This window comes from Klebsiella sp. OBRC7 (assembly GCF_000293135.1).
Lineage (GTDB): Bacteria > Pseudomonadota > Gammaproteobacteria > Enterobacterales > Enterobacteriaceae > Klebsiella > Klebsiella michiganensis.
The window spans coordinates 1-14,595 of record NZ_ALNJ01000158.1 but is presented as its reverse complement, the minus strand read 5'-3'; the positions used below and the strand labels follow the sequence as shown (position 1 = coordinate 14,595).

At 56.3% G+C, this 14,595-nt stretch carries 14 protein-coding genes, 2 tRNA genes and 1 pseudogene; 13 read left to right on the top strand and 4 right to left on the bottom strand.

Going from position 1 to position 14,595, the window contains the following annotated elements; all coding sequences use genetic code 11:
* Positions 1-89: 89 nt before the first annotated feature.
* From HMPREF1144_RS30700 to rsmC, 3 genes are all read right to left on the bottom strand, one after another.
* Positions 90-176 (bottom strand) — tRNA-Leu (locus HMPREF1144_RS30700).
* 28 nt (positions 177-204) lie between these two features.
* Positions 205-291, bottom strand: a tRNA-Leu gene (locus HMPREF1144_RS30695).
* A 168-nt stretch (positions 292-459) separates the two neighbouring features.
* Complete coding sequence (gene rsmC, locus HMPREF1144_RS30690; protein ID WP_004098381.1) at positions 460-1,488, bottom strand: 16S rRNA (guanine(1207)-N(2))-methyltransferase RsmC; 1,029 nt, start codon at positions 1,486-1,488, stop codon at positions 460-462.
* A 158-nt stretch (positions 1,489-1,646) separates the two neighbouring features.
* On the opposite strand from rsmC, the gene HMPREF1144_RS30685 reads away from it, so the two are divergent.
* From HMPREF1144_RS30685 to deoD, 13 genes are all read left to right on the top strand, one after another.
* Positions 1,647-2,060: a DNA polymerase III subunit psi gene (locus HMPREF1144_RS30685; RefSeq protein ID WP_004098382.1), complete on the top strand. Its 414-nt coding sequence runs from the start codon at positions 1,647-1,649 to the stop codon at positions 2,058-2,060.
* The gene (rimI, locus tag HMPREF1144_RS30680) at positions 2,029-2,475 is read left to right on the top strand and encodes a ribosomal protein S18-alanine N-acetyltransferase (RefSeq protein WP_004098383.1); all 447 of its coding nucleotides are present in this window, start codon (positions 2,029-2,031) and stop codon (positions 2,473-2,475) included. Before HMPREF1144_RS30685 ends, rimI begins: the two co-directional genes overlap by 32 nt.
* Positions 2,476-2,489: 14 nt before the next feature.
* Positions 2,490-3,167, top strand: coding sequence for a pyrimidine 5'-nucleotidase (gene yjjG, locus HMPREF1144_RS30675; protein ID WP_004098385.1), 678 nt, complete (start codon positions 2,490-2,492; stop codon positions 3,165-3,167).
* Between the two features lie 92 nt (positions 3,168-3,259).
* Complete coding sequence (gene prfC, locus HMPREF1144_RS30670; protein WP_004098388.1) at positions 3,260-4,849, top strand: peptide chain release factor 3; 1,590 nt, start codon at positions 3,260-3,262, stop codon at positions 4,847-4,849.
* Between the two features lie 217 nt (positions 4,850-5,066).
* Entirely contained in the window at positions 5,067-5,678 is a 612-nt protein-coding gene (osmY, locus tag HMPREF1144_RS30665; protein ID WP_004098390.1) for a molecular chaperone OsmY, read from the top strand.
* A gap of 123 nt (positions 5,679-5,801) precedes the next feature.
* A complete protein-coding gene (locus HMPREF1144_RS32290; RefSeq protein ID WP_003856556.1) occupies positions 5,802-5,963 on the top strand; it encodes a DUF1328 domain-containing protein in 162 nt (53 codons plus the stop codon).
* Positions 5,964-6,083: 120 nt separating this feature from the next.
* Complete coding sequence (locus tag HMPREF1144_RS30660; RefSeq protein WP_004098392.1) at positions 6,084-7,157, top strand: patatin family protein; 1,074 nt, start codon at positions 6,084-6,086, stop codon at positions 7,155-7,157.
* A complete protein-coding gene (locus tag HMPREF1144_RS30655; protein ID WP_009655021.1) occupies positions 7,154-7,933 on the top strand; it encodes a metal-dependent hydrolase in 780 nt (259 codons plus the stop codon). Before HMPREF1144_RS30660 ends, HMPREF1144_RS30655 begins: the two co-directional genes overlap by 4 nt.
* 146 nt (positions 7,934-8,079) lie before the next feature.
* Positions 8,080-9,357, top strand: coding sequence for a NupC/NupG family nucleoside CNT transporter (locus HMPREF1144_RS30650; protein ID WP_009655025.1), 1,278 nt, complete (start codon positions 8,080-8,082; stop codon positions 9,355-9,357).
* A 416-nt stretch (positions 9,358-9,773) separates the two neighbouring features.
* Positions 9,774-10,553 (top strand): deoxyribose-phosphate aldolase, encoded by a 780-nt coding sequence (gene deoC / locus HMPREF1144_RS30645; RefSeq protein ID WP_004098396.1) that lies wholly within the window; start codon positions 9,774-9,776, stop codon positions 10,551-10,553.
* Between the two features lie 78 nt (positions 10,554-10,631).
* Positions 10,632-11,954, top strand: a complete 1,323-nt coding sequence (gene deoA, locus HMPREF1144_RS30640) for a thymidine phosphorylase (protein WP_009655020.1) — start codon at positions 10,632-10,634, stop codon at positions 11,952-11,954.
* A 52-nt stretch (positions 11,955-12,006) separates the two neighbouring features.
* Positions 12,007-13,230 (top strand): phosphopentomutase, encoded by a 1,224-nt coding sequence (gene deoB / locus HMPREF1144_RS30635; protein WP_009655019.1) that lies wholly within the window; start codon positions 12,007-12,009, stop codon positions 13,228-13,230.
* A 93-nt stretch (positions 13,231-13,323) separates the two neighbouring features.
* The gene (deoD, locus tag HMPREF1144_RS30630; protein WP_004098401.1) at positions 13,324-14,046 is read left to right on the top strand and encodes a purine-nucleoside phosphorylase; all 723 of its coding nucleotides are present in this window, start codon (positions 13,324-13,326) and stop codon (positions 14,044-14,046) included.
* Positions 14,047-14,095: 49 nt separating this feature from the next.
* Here the strand turns inward: deoD and lplA are convergent.
* A pseudogene (gene lplA, locus HMPREF1144_RS30625) lies at positions 14,096-14,595 on the bottom strand (lipoate--protein ligase LplA); the annotation flags it as partial.

The window sequence follows — 14,595 nt, the reverse complement described above, 5'->3', positions numbered from 1 at the left end:
CGTCCGTAAGGACACTAACACCTGAAGCTAGCGCGTCTACCAATTCCGCCACCTTCGCACAGTATTCTTAATTTTTGATATCGCCTCGTTGGTGCGAGGGGGGGGACTTGAACCCCCACGTCCGTAAGAACACTAACACCTGAAGCTAGCGCGTCTACCAATTCCGCCACCTTCGCCCAGTGCGAGCAATATCAACGTGGATTATGGTGCGAGGGGGGGGACTTGAACCCCCACGTCCGTAAGGACACTAACACCTGAAGCTAGCGCGTCTACCAATTCCGCCACCTTCGCATACCATCGACACTATGAAAGTATCGTTACCACGGAGGCGCATTCTAGTGGTTTTCAGCTATTCGTCAATAGTTAATTGTATCAGTTGGATTGATTGTTGCAAAAATGGACGGTCAGAGAGGAAAAACATCGGCGACCAGCGTCTGCTGGCGCCGAAAAAACGCGGGATTATTTCTTCGCCTGACGGGTCATTACCGTCCGGTAGACCTTAAAGCGGCCAGTTTGGGCAATCACTTCATGGAAGCCGAAGATCTCATCCAGCACGTTCGGATAGGGCAGGAAGGCGTTAGCGACGATGCGCAGTTCGCCGCCGCTGTTCAAATGACGAACGGCGCCGCGAATCAGCGTTTGCGCGGCCTCAAGGCTGGTCTGTAGACCATCGTGGAAAGGCGGGTTGGAGATAATCATGTCGAAGCGGCCGTTCACTTCAGAGAACACGTTGCTGGCGAACACTTCCCCTTCGATACCGTTAGCGGCCAGAGTGGCGCGACTGGCTTCAACTGCCGGGGCGCTGACGTCGCACAACGAGAGGCGGACTTTAGGCGAGTGGCTGGCCAGCACGGTTGCCAGCACGCCGGCGCCGCAGCCGACATCAAGCACTTTACCTTTGGTATGTGGCGTCAGCGTGGAAAGCAGCAGCTGGCTACCGACATCCAGGCCATCGCGGCTGAAGACGCCCGGCAGCGTTTTAATCGTCAGATTATCCAGCGAATACTCGCCCCAGTACTGTTCTGGATTGAACGCGGGCTGTTTTTCCAGACGACCGTGATACAGCCCACAGCGGCGCGCGCTGTCGACTTTGCTCAGCGGCGCATATTCCGCCAGCATCTGCTCGGCGCTGCGTACGCCGCTGCGGTTCTCGCCAACAACGAAAATATCAATACCGGTCGGCAGCAGCGAAAGCAGGTTCATCAGCTGAAACTGCGCTTCCGGTTTGTTCTTTGGCCAGTAGTAAATCAGCGTATCGCAATCGGCGACATCGCCGGCCTCTGCGATCAGACTATAGCGGGCATTTTCGCCCATCTGGCGGCTCAGTACCTGCCAGTGGTGGAACTGCTGGGTATGGGCGCGGCTGGCGGCCGTGTCCAGACGTGCGGGCAGGTCATCCTGCAGGTCACCGGCAAACAGAACGCGGGCGGACTCGAAATCATCACTGTGGCGCAGCAAGACTTCACTTGCCGGGGTAAAAGCGGACATGAAACACTCCTTCATTAAGACTGGCGCCGATTATACACGTTATCTTTCGGCCTGCCTCTTTGTTGGCGGCGGGATGCGCTCCGACCGCCGCGTAGTTTGTTGGCGCAGATACGACGGATTTGCTATATTGCGCGCTTAATTAACAGGAGTGTTTCGCTATGACATCCCGACGAGACTGGCAATTACAGCAGCTGGGCATCACCCAGTGGTCGCTACGTCGTCCTGGGGCGTTACAGGGTGAAATCGCTATCTCGCTTCCTGGACACATTCGTCTGGTGATGGTGGCGGAAGAACCGCCATCGCTGACCGAACCGCTTATCAGCGATATTCTGCGCGCGCTGGCCCTGATGCCGGAGCAGGTGATGCAGCTGACGCCTGAACGCGTTGCGATGCTGCCTCAGGACGCACGCTGTAATAGCTGGCGGCTGGGCACCGAGGCGCCGCTGCTGCTGGCGGGCGCACAGCTTTCCACGCCCGCTTTCGATGAACTTCAGACCAGCACGCCTGCTCGCATGGCGCTCTGGCAACAGATTTGCGCACATGAACACGATTTCTACCCTCAACCCGGCTGATTTGCCCCGCGCCTGGCAAATTGAAACGCGCGCCCACGCTTTTCCGTGGAGCGAACAGACGTTTGCCAGTAATCAGGGCGAGCGCTATCTGAATCTTCAACTGTCCGTGGACGGCGTGATGGCGGCCTTTGCCATTACGCAAATCGTGCTCGACGAAGCGACGCTGTTCAATATTGCCGTCGACCCCGCTTTCCAGCGTCGCGGTCTGGGCAGGGCGCTGCTGGAACGGGTGATTGATGAAGTTGAAAAACGCGGCGTCGTCACGCTGTGGCTGGAGGTGCGCGCGTCTAACGTCGCCGCCATCGCGCTCTATGAAAGCTTAGGCTTTAACGAGGCGACAATTCGCCGCAACTATTACCCCACGGTCGACGGACGTGAGGACGCCATCATAATGGCACTGCCAATCAGTATGTAAGACAAGGTGATACGATGAAGTGGGACTGGATTTTCTTTGATGCCGACGAAACGTTATTTACGTTTGACTCATTTAGCGGCCTACAGCGGATGTTTCTCGACTATAGCGTGACGTTCTCCGCAGAGGATTTTCAGGACTACCAGGCCGTGAATAAGCCGCTATGGGTGGATTATCAAAACGGCGCCATTACCTCTCTTCAACTGCAGCATCAGCGCTTTGACGGTTGGGCGGAACGCCTGAACGTTCCTCCCGGCGAGCTGAACGCCGCGTTTATGAACGCGATGGCGGAGATCTGCTCGCCGCTGCCGGGAGCGGTATCGCTGCTTGATTCGCTGCAGGGGAAGGTAAAAATGGGCATCATTACCAACGGTTTTACCTCACTGCAGCAGACGCGTCTTGAACGTACCGGACTGCGCGATCACTTTGATTTGCTCATTATTTCCGAAGAGGTTGGGGTGGCTAAGCCGGATGCGCGTATTTTTGACTATGCGCTGGCGCAGGCGGGCAATCCCGATCGTTCGCGGGTGCTGATGGTTGGCGATACCGCTGAGTCTGATATTCGCGGCGGCGTGAATGCCGGCCTGGCGACCTGCTGGTTCAACCCCCATCAGCGCGAACTGCCCGCGGACCTCCGCGCGGACTGGACGGTCACCTCTTTAAGCGAACTGGAGCAACTCCTGTGTAAACACTGATTGCCTCCCCCCCATTGATGGGTAAAATAGCCGCAATTTTTTCGTATTCAACATGCGCGGCGCGTTGCTGCGTTTACTAAGAAGATTGAATTATGACGTTGTCTCCTTATTTGCAGGAGGTGGCCAAGCGCCGCACTTTTGCCATTATTTCTCACCCGGATGCCGGTAAAACGACCATTACTGAAAAGGTGCTGTTATTCGGACAGGCTATTCAAACCGCCGGAACGGTGAAAGGTCGCGGCTCCAGCCAGCATGCGAAATCTGACTGGATGGAGATGGAAAAGCAGCGCGGTATCTCCATCACCACGTCCGTGATGCAGTTCCCGTATCACGACTGCCTGGTTAACCTGCTGGATACCCCGGGCCACGAAGACTTCTCCGAGGATACCTACCGTACCCTGACGGCGGTGGACTGCTGTCTGATGGTTATCGATGCCGCGAAAGGCGTCGAGGATCGTACCCGTAAGCTGATGGAAGTCACCCGTCTGCGCGATACGCCGATCCTGACGTTCATGAACAAACTCGACCGTGACATCCGCGACCCGATGGAGCTGCTGGATGAAGTGGAAAACGAGCTGAAAATCGGCTGCGCGCCGATCACCTGGCCGATTGGCTGCGGCAAACTGTTCAAGGGCGTTTACCATCTTTATAAAGATGAAACCTACCTGTACCAGACCGGTAAAGGCCACACCATCCAGGAAGTACGCATCGTGAAGGGGCTGGATAACCCGGAGCTTGATGCTGCGGTGGGTGAAGACCTGGCGCAGCAGCTGCGCGATGAGCTGGAGCTGGTGCAGGGCGCGTCTAACGAATTCGATAAAGAGCTGTTCCTGGCGGGCGAAATTACGCCGGTATTCTTCGGCACCGCGCTGGGTAACTTTGGCGTCGATCATATGCTGGACGGTTTAGTGGAGTGGGCGCCCGCGCCGATGCCGCGCAAAACCGACACCCGCACCGTGGAGGCCGCGGAGGAGAAGTTCACCGGCTTCGTCTTTAAAATTCAGGCCAACATGGACCCGAAACACCGCGACCGCGTGGCCTTTATGCGCGTGGTTTCCGGTAAATACGAGAAAGGCATGAAGATGCGCCAGGTGCGCATCGGCAAGGACGTGGTGATCTCCGACGCGCTAACCTTTATGGCCGGCGACCGTTCGCACGTGGAAGAAGCATATCCGGGCGATATCCTGGGTCTGCATAACCACGGCACCATTCAGATTGGCGATACCTTCACCCAGGGTGAAATGATGAAGTTCACCGGTATCCCGAACTTCGCTCCGGAACTGTTCCGCCGTATTCGCCTGAAAGATCCGCTCAAGCAGAAACAGCTGCTGAAAGGGCTGGTTCAGCTCTCTGAAGAGGGGGCGGTGCAGGTGTTCCGTCCGATCGCCAATAACGATCTGATCGTTGGCGCCGTGGGTGTGCTGCAGTTTGATGTGGTTGTTGCTCGCCTGAAGAGCGAATACAACGTTGAGGCGATTTACGAGTCCGTCAACGTCGCGACCGCACGCTGGGTGGAGTGCAGCGACGCGAAGAAATTCGAAGAGTTTAAGCGTAAGAACGAAATTCAGCTGGCGCTGGATGGCGGCGATAACCTGACTTATATCGCCCCGACCATGGTTAACCTGAACCTGACCCAGGAACGTTACCCTGACGTCCAGTTCCGTAAAACTCGCGAGCACTAATCCTCTCCGGAGCGCGGTTTTCGCCGCGCTCCACGCCATTTTCCCCTCGGATTGCCCTTTCTGGAAAGTTCTTAATTCTTACCGTTTTGCGCGCTTTTTTACCCGATCATGCCGCACTCTTCTGTGTATCTACTACATTTAATAAGTAATTTTTGGAATCCTGGCTTAATAGACTACTTATTTTGCTTTACCTGCTTAGATATAACGAGGAACAACGATGACAAGACTTAAGAGCGGCAAGACACTCCTGGCCCTCTTCCTGGGCTCAGCAATAATCAGCGCTTCGGCGTATGCGGAAAACTCGACCGCAGATAGCGCGAAATCTGCAGCAAGCAATGCCGGGCAGGCCGTCGATAATTCGATGAACAAAGTCGGGAATTTTATGGACGACAGCACCATCACCGCCAGGGTGAAAGCGGCGCTGATCGATCATAAAGATATTCGTAGCACCGATATCTCTGTAAAAACTGAAAACAAAGTCGTCACGTTAAGCGGTACGGTTGACAGTTCAGAGCAGCATAAGCAGGCGCTTAGCGTAGCGAAAGCGGTTGAAGGCGTGACCTCCGTTAACGACAAGCTTAGCGTACAGAACGAAAAATCTGCTTCGCTGAAGGGCTATGCCGGCGACACGGCGGTGACCAGCGAGATCAAAGCGAAACTACTGGCTGACGATATCGTTCCGTCGCGTAACGTGAAGGTTGAGACCACCGATGGCGTTGTACATTTATCCGGTACGGTCGAGTCCAGTAAGCAGTCGGAGCGGGCGGAAGGTATTGCGAAAGCCGTTTCCGGCGTCAAAAGCGTGAAGAATGACCTTAGCGTCAAATAACTCTATTCACTAAAAAATTTATTCTGCGGTCTTTCCGCAGGATGTGTAGCACCACAGGGTTGTGTATGCGCGGCCTGAGTGCGCAGAAAATCGACCGTCATTAACTATGGTAAGGAGAGACGTATGTTTAGATGGGGCATTATTTTTCTGGTGATCGCGTTAATTGCCGCCGCTCTGGGCTTTGGTGGCCTGGCGGGTACCGCTGCCTGGGCTGCGAAAATTGTCTTCGTTGTCGGTATTATCCTGTTCCTGGTCAGCCTGTTCACCGGCCGTCGGCGTCCCTAGACGTTAACGCGTGAAATACCGTCTTACATAAAGCCAGTCAATGTGACTGGCTTTCTCAGTTTCAGGGCGTTAAAAATTGCGTTACCTTTGTTTTTATAATAAGCCAGACAGGAAAGCAGGGTGGGGCAGCGAATTCCCGTTACGTTGGGCAATATTACGCCGTTATCTGTTAAACCCTTCCAGCCGGGCAGGCTCGCACTGGTGTGTGAAGGCGGGGGGCAGAGAGGGATTTTTACCGCCGGGGTGCTGGACGAATTTATGCGCGCGGGATTCAACCCGTTCGACATGATGTTCGGTACCTCTGCCGGGGCGCAAAATCTCTCGGCCTATCTGTGCAACCAGCCCGGCTATGCCCGCAAAGTGATCACCCGCTACACCACCGCCCGCGAGTTTTTCGACCCGATGCGTTTTGTGCGCGGCGGGAACCTTATCGATCTTGACTGGCTGGTCGACACCACCTCGAAAAAGATGCCGCTGGCGATGGCCTATGCTGAAGATTGTTTTGCTCAGGGAAAAGAGTTCTGGATGTGCGCCTGTCGCGGCGATGATTACACGCCAAACTACTTTTCCCCCACTCAGCAGACCTGGCTTGACCTGATTCGCGCCTCTAGCGCCATTCCCGGTTTTTACCGCAGCGGCGTGCTGCTGGATGGCGTGAGCTATCTTGACGGCGGCGTCAGCGACGCAATCCCCGTACAGGAGGCAGCTCGTCGAGGGGCGCAAACCATCGTGGTGATCCGCACCGTTCCGTCCCAGATGTACTACACGCCGCAGTGGTTTAAACGGATGGAGCGCTGGCTTGGCGAAAGTAGCCTGCAGCCGTTTGTGAATCTGGTGCAGCATCACGAAACCACCTATCGCTCCACGCAAGAGTTCATTGAAAAACCGCCGGGTAAGCTGAGAATTCTGGAAATTTATCCGCAGAAGCCGTTGAAGAGTATGGCGTTAGGCAGCCGTCTTCCGGCGTTGCTGGAGGACTACAAGACCGGACGCCAGTGCGGGCGCTACTTTCTCGCTACCGTTGGTAAACTGCTGGCCGACAGACCGCCGCTGCTGCGCCATGCGCCGCGTATTGCGGTACCGAAAACGGTCGTTGTTCCGCCAGCGCCGGTGGCCAATGAGATCCCTCAGGCGCCGGTCATCGCGGCGGTGCAGGCCAATGATGCCAGCTTTGAGAATGAGGACCTGGCGTGACCCTACGATTTATTGATACCCACTGCCATTTCGATTTTCCCCCTTTCACCGGCGACGAAAGCGCCAGCATTGCCCGGGCGGCGGAGGCTGGCGTGACGCAGATCGTGGTACCTGCGACAGAAGCGGATAACTTCGCCCGCGTGTTAGCGCTGGCGGAGAAATATGATGCGCTCTACGCCGCCTTAGGCCTCCACCCGATAGTGATTGAACGGCATAGCGCAGAGAGTCTTGAACGGCTTGAAGCCTGCCTGGCGAAACGCGATGCTAAGCTGGTCGCGGTTGGGGAAATCGGTCTCGATCTCTATCGGGAAGATCCGCAGTTTGCGCGTCAGGTTTCTGTATTTGAGGCGCAGATACGGCTGGCGAAACGCTACGATTTGCCGGCGATCCTCCACTCCAGACGCACTCACGACAAGCTGGCGATGCTGCTGAAAAAGCACGCTTTACCGCGAACCGGCGTAGTACACGGTTTTGCCGGTAGCCTTCAGCAGGCGGAGCGGTTTGTGCAGCTGGGCTACAAGATTGGCGTTGGTGGCACAATTACCTATCCGCGCGCCAGTAAGACCCGCGACGTGATCGCCCAGTTGCCGCTTTCGGCGCTGCTGCTGGAGACCGATGCGCCGGATATGCCGTTGAACGGTTTCCAGGGGCAGCCGAACAGGCCAGAACGGGCGGCTCGCGTCTTCTCCACCTTATGTGAGCTACGCCCGGAGCCTGCGGAAGAGATAGCGAATACCCTGATTGATAATACAAATGCGCTTTTTGCGCTTCCGTAACGCTTTGTTGAGTGACCTGTGTCTCATTCCTGCCTTTTTATCTCATTGTTTTGCTTAAAATGTGTGAGCTGAAATGAGCATGATGGTTTCATGCCGTTATAATCGCGAGGTTTTAAGGCTGAACTCTCAATACACAGGGACTCTGTATGCAAATTATCATGGGACTTATCGGCATGGTGGTGCTGTTAGCCATCGCTGTGCTCCTCTCCAGTAATCGAAAAGCCATCAACCTGCGTACCGTCCTCGGCGCCTGGATTATCCAGTTGGGGATCGGCGCGTTAATTCTCTACGTGCCGGCCGGGCGCACCGCGCTGCTGGCTATGTCGAACGGCGTTGCCAACGTCATTGCTTACGGCAATGAAGGGATCGGCTTTATCTTTGGCGGGCTGGTTTCTGACAAGATGTTTGAAGTCTTCGGCGGCGGCGGGTTTGTTTTTGCCCTGCGCGTCCTGCCGGTCATCGTCTTCTTCTCATCGCTGATCGCCGTGCTTTATTACCTCGGCATCATGCAGTTTGTTATCCGCATTCTCGGCGGGGCGCTGCGCGCGGTACTGAAAACCTCGCGCACGGAATCGCTCTCTGCCACGGCGAACATCTTCGTTGGCCAGACTGAAGCGCCGCTGGTGGTGCGTCCATATATCGCCACCATGACTCGTTCAGAGCTCTTCGCGGTGATGTGCGGGGGCCTGGCCTCGGTTGCGGGCTCCGTTCTGGCCGGTTACGCGCAGATGGGCGTACCGCTGGAATACCTGATTGCCGCTTCGTTTATGGCGGCGCCGGGCGGCCTGCTGTTCGCGAAGATTATCGTGCCCGAAACCGAGCAACCCCGGGACAACCCGGCGATGGAAAAAAACGACGCCGATCCGCAGGCGCCGGCGAACGTGCTGGATGCCGCCGCGTCCGGCGCGGCTTCCGGGATGCAGCTGGCGCTTAACGTCGGGGCGATGCTACTGGCGTTTATCGCGCTGATTGCCCTGGTTAACGGTATTCTCTCCGGCGTGGGCGGCTGGTTTAACCATCCGGACCTGTCGCTGCAAATGATCCTCGGCTGGGTCTTCTCGCCGCTGGCGTGGGTGATTGGCGTTCCGTGGAATGAGGCCACCGTTGCCGGCTCGTTTATCGGCCAGAAGCTGATTATCAACGAGTTTGTGGCCTACATGAATTTCGGTGAATACCTGAAAGCCGATGCCGAGGTCGCAGCCGCCGGTTTGCAGGTGATTTCAACCCACACCAAGGCCATCATCTCGTTTGCCCTGTGCGGTTTTGCCAATCTGTCATCCATTGCGATCCTGATTGGCGGACTGGGCGGCATGGCGCCTAATCGCCGCCAGGAAATTGCCCAGCTGGGCATGCGGGCCGTGGCGGCGGGGACGCTGTCTAATCTGATGAGCGCCACGATAGCGGGCGTCTTCCTCGCGCTATAGCGCCGTCGTTAATCTCGACCCTACCCCGCGGCACCGCCGCCGCGGGGATCTCTCATCTGCGTGTTAAAATCCTATCATTTAATAATTATCTGTTTATCAATCACTCATGATGCATCTGGTATTTATTCGCACAAAATGTCCGCGCTGATGTCGAGGTATACCGCGTGTGTATGTTACAATAATAACATTGCCTCGATGCTGAGATTTCTGATTATGCTTAAAGAGAGTCTGGCCTTCGGGGGGCATGCACAGGAATTTATTATGTGATTCATATCACTCTACAGTAATGCAAATTAGTAATTAGTTTTCATTAACTGTGATGTATATCGAAGTGTAACGGCGAGGGGATGTTACAATAGTAACAGACTCGCAAGGTGAACAAACTTTAATACGGCAATACGCCGTCGGAGTATGAAATGACTGATTTAACGGCAAGCAGCCTGCGCGCGTTGAAACTGATGGACCTGACCACCCTGAACGATGACGACACCAATGAGAAGGTGATCGCGCTGTGTCATCAGGCGAAAACCCCGGTTGGTAATACCGCTGCGGTCTGTATCTACCCGCGTTTTATCCCGATTGCCCGTAAAACGCTGAACGAGCAGGGTACCCCGGACATCCGCATCGCGACGGTGACTAACTTCCCGCATGGTAACGACGATATTGATATCGCGCTGGCGGAAACCCGCGCGGCGATAGCTTACGGCGCAGACGAAGTTGACGTCGTATTCCCTTACCGCGCGCTGATTGCCGGCAACGAACAGGTGGGTTTTGACCTGGTGAAAGCCTGTAAAGAAGCCTGCGCGGCGGCAAACGTGCTGCTGAAAGTGATCATCGAAACCGGCGAACTGAAAGAAGAAGCGCTGATTCGTAAAGCGTCTGAAATCTCTATTAAAGCGGGCGCGGATTTCATCAAAACTTCAACCGGTAAAGTGCCGGTCAATGCGACGCCGGAAAGCGCGCGCATCATGCTGGAAGTCATCCGCGATATGGGCGTTCAGCAGAGCGTCGGCTTCAAACCTGCGGGCGGCGTGCGTAGCGCAGAAGACGCGCAAAAGTTCCTCGCTATTGCCGATGAACTGTTCGGTGCCGACTGGGCCGACTCTCGTCACTACCGCTTTGGCGCTTCCAGCCTGCTGGCAAGCCTGCTGAAAGCGCTGGGTCACGGCGATGGTAAGAGCGCCAGCAGCTACTAATACGTAATTTGTCTGACCTCAAGGCCGGATACTGTCCGGCCTGCGGTTGGTCTTTGACTCTTTCCCCGGGAGGTTATCTTGTTTCTCGCACAAGAAATTATTCGTAAAAAACGTGATGGTCATGCGCTGAGCGATGAAGAAATTCGCTTTTTCATCAACGGTATCCGCGATAACACCGTCTCAGAAGGGCAGATCGCCGCGCTGGCGATGACCATTTTTTTCCACGATATGTCTATGCCGGAACGCGTTTCGCTGACCATGGCGATGCGGGATTCAGGAACCGTTCTCGACTGGAAGAGTCTTAACCTTAATGGCCCAATCGTCGATAAACACTCCACCGGCGGCGTAGGCGATGTGACCTCGCTGATGCTGGGGCCGATGGTCGCGGCCTGCGGCGGCTATGTGCCGATGATCTCGGGGCGCGGCCTCGGGCATACTGGCGGTACGCTCGATAAGCTGGGGGCGATTCCAGGGTTCGATATCTTCCCGGACGATAGCCGCTTCCGCCAAATCATTAAAGATGTCGGCGTCGCGATTATCGGGCAGACCAGCTCTCTGGCGCCGGCGGACAAACGTTTTTACGCCACGCGCGATATCACCGCGACGGTGGACTCTATCCCGCTGATTACCGCCTCGATTCTCGCCAAGAAGCTGGCGGAAGGCCTGGACGCGCTGGTGATGGATGTCAAAGTCGGCAGCGGCGCCTTTATGCCTACTTATGAGCTTTCCGCCGCGCTGGCCGAAGCGATCGTCGGGGTATCCAACGGTGCCGGCGTGCGAACGACCGCGCTGTTAACCGATATGAATCAGGTGCTGGCTTCCAGCGCCGGTAATGCGGTGGAAGTGCGTGAAGCCGTGCAGTTCCTCACCGGCGAGTACCGCAATCCGCGGCTGCTTGAGGTGACGATGGCGCTGTGCGTCGAGATGCTGATTTCCGGCAAGCTGGCGCAGAATGACGCCGACGCGCGGGCGAAGCTACAGGCGGTGCTGGATAACGGTAAAGCCGCAGAAGTCTTCGGCCGGATGGTGGCGGCGCAAAAAGGGCCGAACGACTTCGTGGAAAACTATGATAAGTATCTGCCGGCCGCGATGCTGAGCAAAGCCGTCTATGCAGAAGGCGAAGGGTTTGTCGCCGAAATGGACACCCGCGCGTTGGGCATGGCGGTGGTGTCAATGGGCGGCGGTCGCCGTCAGGCATCGGATCTGATTGATTACAGCGTCGGTTTCACCGACGTGGTTCGCCTCGGCGCGCGTATCGACGCGCAGCAGCCGCTGGCGGTTATCCATGCTAAAGATGAAAACAGCTGGCAGGAAGCGGCCAAAGCCGTGAAAGCGGCCATTAAACTTGACGATAAAGCGCCTGAAATGACGCCGACGGTCTATCGTCGTATCACCGAATAGTTATATACTGATCTGATCGCTTTTTTGCAGCGCAAAAGGTACGGAGAATAATATGAAACGTGCATTTATTATGGTGCTGGACTCATTCGGCATCGGTGCGACTGAAGACGCCGATCGCTTTGGCGACGTCGGTTCAGACACCATGGGCCATATTGCAGAAGCCTGTGCCAAAGGCGAGGCTGACAACGGCCGCAAAGGCCCGCTCAATCTACCGAATCTGACCCGTCTGGGGCTGGTTAAAGCCCATGAGGGTTCTACCGGTAAAATTGCCGCCGGTATGGACGGCTGCGCGGACGTTATCGGCGCCTACGCATGGGCGCATGAGCTCTCTTCCGGTAAAGACACCCCGTCAGGCCACTGGGAAATCGCCGGCGTGCCGGTGCTGTTTGACTGGGGCTACTTCCCCGAGCATGAAAACAGCTTCCCGCAGGAACTTCTGGATAAACTGGTTAAGCGCGCAAACCTTCCGGGCTACCTCGGCAACTGCCACTCTTCCGGTACCGTTATCCTCGACCAGTTGGGCGAAGAGCATATGAAAACCGGCAAGCCGATTTTCTATACCTCCGCTGACTCGGTATTCCAGATTGCCTGCCATGAAGAGACCTTTGGTCTCGATAAGCTGTACGAGCTGTGTGAAATCGCGCGTGAAGAGCTGACTGAAGGCGGCTACAACATCGGTCGCGTTATCGCGCGTCCGTTTATCGGCGACAAAGCCGGCAACTTCCAGCGCACCGGTAACCGCCACGATTTGGCCGTTGAGCCGCCGGCGCCGACGGTGCTGCAGAAGCTGGTCGACGAGAAAAAGGGCCAGGTTGTATCGGTGGGTAAAATCGCCGATATCTACGCCAACTGCGGTATTACCAAAAAGGTGAAGGCGACCGGCCTGGATGCGCTGTTTGACGCCACCATCGAAGAGATGAAAGAAGCGGGAGACGAGACCATCGTCTTCACCAACTTCGTGGACTTCGACTCTTCCTGGGGCCACCGCCGCGACGTTGCAGGCTATGCCGCAGGGCTGGAGCTGTTCGACCGCCGTCTGCCGGAGCTGATGGAACTGGTCGGGGAGGATGACATTCTGATCCTGACCGCCGACCACGGCTGCGACCCGACCTGGACCGGTACCGACCATACCCGCGAGCACATTCCGGTGCTGATCTATGGCCCGAAAGTGAAGCCGGGTTCGCTGGGTCACCGCGAAACCTTCGCCGATATTGGCCAGACCCTGGCAACGTACTTCGGTACGTCTCCGATGGAATACGGCAAAAACATGCTGTGATTATTTGCCCGGTGAGCCTCGTTCGCCGGGCCTTTTTTGTCGACCTGATTAGGCATAGCCGCCATCAGGTAAAACATTCAGAAGGATTTAACGATGGCTACTCCACACATTAACGCAGAAATGGGCGATTTTGCTGACGTTGTGCTGATGCCTGGCGACCCGCTGCGCGCGAAGCACATTGCAGAAACGTTCCTTGAAGATGTCCGCGAAGTGAATAACGTGCGCGGTATGCTGGGCTTCACCGGTACCTACAAAGGCCGCAAAATTTCCGTTATGGGTCACGGCATGGGGATCCCGTCCTGCTCCATTTACGCAAAAGAGCTGATCACCGACTTCGGCGTCAAAAAAATCATTCGCGTCGGCTCCTGCGGTGCCGTGCGTATGGACGTTAAGCTGCGCGACGTGGTTATCGGCATGGGTGCCTGCACCGACTCTAAAGTTAACCGTATGCGTTTTAAGGACCACGACTTTGCGGCGATTGCCGACTTTGGCATGGTGCGTAACGCGGTTGACGCGGCAAAAGCGCTGGGCGTTGACGCTCGCGTGGGCAACATTTTCTCTGCTGACCTGTTCTATGCGCCGGACGGCGGTGAAATGTTCGACGTGATGGAAAAATACGGCATCCTGGGCGTGGAAATGGAAGCGGCCGGCATCTACGGCGTCGCGGCGGAATTTGGTGCGAAAGCGCTGACCATCTGCACGGTCTCCGACCACATCCGTACCCACGAGCAGACCAGCTCCGCTGAACGTCAGACGACCTTCAACGACATGATTAAAATCGCGCTGGAATCCGTTCTGCTGGGCGATAAAGAGTAATCATCTCTTCGGCCCTCTCCCTATGGGAGAGGGCCGGGGTGACCGCACGTTAGCGTACCGCGCCGGCAATCCATGCCGAGAGCTCCCGCAGCGCTTTCTCCTGCTCCGGGAAATCCACGAGTAATGCATCGCACTCCTTCTGCAGCATATCCGCGCGGTAGAGGCATCCCTGTAGCCTGGCGGCCAGCGCTTCCAACGGCGCCGGGTTGAGGCTGTCGGTAAAAATCTGCGTGCGCGTGATATGGCCTTTTTCGACGTCGAAATGGAGCTCTACGCCGCCCCAGGTAAAACGTTCATCCAGCAGATGGCTGAAGGCCGGAGCCTGGCCAAAGTTCCACTCCCAGCTGCTCTGGCGGGCAAAGGTCGCGGCAAAATTCGGCAGGCCCGGCATTTTCTCCGGAGAGATCACTTCGGCCTCCACGCGCTCGCCGTAATGGGCGAAGAACGCCTCCTGAATCGCCTCGCAAACCTGCTGATGGGTAATGCCCGGCAGCAGCTCGACCAGATTGGCTACCCGTCCGCGCACGGAGGTAATGCCTTTGGCCTGCA

What these genes read in the sequence shown, in the direction of transcription:
- rsmC (WP_004098381.1), bottom strand. Translation starts at nt 1,488, where the DNA reads ATGTCCGCTTTTACCCCGGCAAGTGAAGTCTTGCTGCGCCACAGTGAT.
- HMPREF1144_RS30685 (WP_004098382.1), top strand. Translation starts at nt 1,647, where the DNA reads ATGACATCCCGACGAGACTGGCAATTACAGCAGCTGGGCATCACCCAG.
- rimI (WP_004098383.1), top strand. Translation starts at nt 2,029, where the DNA reads ATGAACACGATTTCTACCCTCAACCCGGCTGATTTGCCCCGCGCCTGG.
- yjjG (WP_004098385.1), top strand. Translation starts at nt 2,490, where the DNA reads ATGAAGTGGGACTGGATTTTCTTTGATGCCGACGAAACGTTATTTACG.
- prfC (WP_004098388.1), top strand. Translation starts at nt 3,260, where the DNA reads ATGACGTTGTCTCCTTATTTGCAGGAGGTGGCCAAGCGCCGCACTTTT.
- osmY (WP_004098390.1), top strand. Translation starts at nt 5,067, where the DNA reads ATGACAAGACTTAAGAGCGGCAAGACACTCCTGGCCCTCTTCCTGGGC.
- HMPREF1144_RS32290 (WP_003856556.1), top strand. Translation starts at nt 5,802, where the DNA reads ATGTTTAGATGGGGCATTATTTTTCTGGTGATCGCGTTAATTGCCGCC.
- HMPREF1144_RS30650 (WP_009655025.1), top strand. Translation starts at nt 8,080, where the DNA reads ATGCAAATTATCATGGGACTTATCGGCATGGTGGTGCTGTTAGCCATC.
- deoC (WP_004098396.1), top strand. Translation starts at nt 9,774, where the DNA reads ATGACTGATTTAACGGCAAGCAGCCTGCGCGCGTTGAAACTGATGGAC.
- deoB (WP_009655019.1), top strand. Translation starts at nt 12,007, where the DNA reads ATGAAACGTGCATTTATTATGGTGCTGGACTCATTCGGCATCGGTGCG.
- deoD (WP_004098401.1), top strand. Translation starts at nt 13,324, where the DNA reads ATGGCTACTCCACACATTAACGCAGAAATGGGCGATTTTGCTGACGTT.